The organism is Flammeovirga aprica JL-4 (assembly GCF_012844305.1).
GTDB classification, from domain to species: Bacteria; Bacteroidota; Bacteroidia; order Cytophagales; family Flammeovirgaceae; genus Flammeovirga; species Flammeovirga aprica.
Genome location: NZ_JABANE010000257.1, coordinates 1 through 2,059 on the forward strand (window position 1 = coordinate 1; position 2,059 = coordinate 2,059).

At 31.2% G+C, this 2,059-nt stretch carries 2 protein-coding genes; one reads left to right on the plus strand and one right to left on the minus strand.

The features are described 5' to 3' along the window. The first annotated feature begins 151 nt into the window (after positions 1-151). Entirely contained in the window at positions 152-808 is a 657-nt protein-coding gene (locus tag HHU12_RS33645; RefSeq protein WP_169661105.1) for a protein phosphatase 2C domain-containing protein, read from the plus strand. Between the two features lie 341 nt (positions 809-1,149). Here HHU12_RS33645 and HHU12_RS33650 read toward each other — a convergent pair whose 3' ends face one another. Then, positions 1,150-1,785: a DNA-3-methyladenine glycosylase family protein gene (locus tag HHU12_RS33650; RefSeq protein WP_169661106.1), complete on the minus strand. Its 636-nt coding sequence runs from the start codon at positions 1,783-1,785 to the stop codon at positions 1,150-1,152. Positions 1,786-2,059 lie beyond the last annotated feature (274 nt).

Sequence of the window (2,059 nt, forward strand, 5' to 3'; positions counted from 1 at the left end):
ATTTAAAGTTTTTCCTGTTCAGAATTTCAAAGGTATTTGGTTAACCTGTGCCCACTTTTTGAAGGTGATCCAATAAATCGTAGTTAATTCTAATATTGAATTTGCACTTAAAATAGGGGATTCATATAAAAAAAACACTTTTAAAAGAAAAATGATGATCCAAACTATTTCAAAAAGAGGGCATCTTCACGAAAATAATGAAGATGCATTGTACCATTGTATTCTTTACGACAGATTTATTGTAAGTGCAGTGATGGATGGCTGTTCATCAGCAGTTGAAAGCCAATTTACGTCTTTGCTCTTCAAAAAAATACTTCATAAATCATGTAACCGTTTAGTTTTACACCATAATAACTTAGATGGAGGCTCCGCTGAGTTTGTAGGAAAAGAGCTTATGCACTCTTTTTTCACACAGTTACAGTTAGCACAAAAACTGCTTCAGTTGAATTATGATGAATTGGCGAGTACACTTCTACTTAATGTCATTGACAAAGAGGCTAAATCTTGTGTGACGTATTGTTCAGGAGACGGACTGTTTGCGGTAGACAACATATGGAAAAAAATAGATCAGAATAATGTTCCTGATTTCCTTTGTTATCACCTTCAAGGAAGCTTTCAAAATTGGTTCAATAATCATGTTGAGCAATTTCAACATAATGTAAATCAGTCTGTGGTAATTACAACCGACGGTATTGATAGCTTTGATAAACCAGTGGATTATCAAAAAGTGGATTATAATTACATCAACAACTTATGCTCTAAAAAACATCACCGTGATGACATCAGCATGATTTTTATTCAAATCTAAATTGCTGATTCAAATCTACTATTACATCAAGAACGTTATTTTTCTCAATGAGAATTAAAATAGACAGTAGATAAAAGGTAGGATTAAATAGGTTCAAAATATTTTAGTTTCATATCTAAATAAATTTAATAAGATCATTGATAACATCTATTGAATAAATACATTGTTAGACATGAAACATTAATCATTGCAATTCAGTATAAAACATTAGAAGTTAGATACATAGAATTGTTAGATTAAGTAAAAAGATTTAAGAAAGTTAAATTCTTTAGACACCTTGACAATATTATTGTCAAGGTGTTTTTATTTAAAAGTATGATTGGTATATTTTTTAATAAAACCTAAGTCAAAGGATCTTCCAAACCTTCAATTGCTCCTCCAGCCACAGCCCATAAATACAAGCTAGCCACAGAACCATATGGAGAATATCTTTTCTGATATTTTTTGAAACGTTCTTTTGAGACCTCTTTATGTCGATAAATCATTCTGATTCCTCTGATAATGGCCAAATCACCAAAAGAAACAATATCTTTTCGTTGCATGGAAAAAATCATCAGCATTTCTGCTGTCCAAACCCCTATCCCTTTTAAGGAAGATAAAGCGTTTATCACTTCTTCATCTGTTTGGGTTTTCAATGCCACAATATCAAACGTGTTTGTCAGAACTTGTGAAGTGAAATTTTTAATATAACCTGCTTTTCGGAAAGAAATACCAATGCTTTGCAATTCCTCCTCTGACAACTGATCAATCTGCTGTGCATTGACCTCACCAATTTTCTCTTTTAATCTTGCCCAAATTGTTTCCTGTGCTTTAGTGGAGATTTGCTGTCCAATAATGATTTTGATAATGGATGAAAATAAATCAGGATTGACACTTCTCTTGATCATCCCCACTTTCTCAATCACTGCTTTCAGCTTTTTGTCCTTTCCTTTCAGGTATTCTATTTCTGTTTCTCCGTATGTGAAATATTCAGGCATATGTAATATGTTTTGTGGGTTGCAATTTAAGCACTTATCATTTTAATCATAAGTACAAATTCAAAATTATCTCATACTAATTCTATTTATTGTTTTACGGTTACTGCCTTCAAAAAACTTTTAATAGAACCACTATTAATACGTTTTTTAGCGTTGTACTCACAAAAAATAAATTAGAATTAACCATGATTTATTTTTGACTTAAGTACTGAGACAAATTAAAATATAAGCTATATTTATACCCTAATTATGGGTCGTAAAACAAAAGTTATAG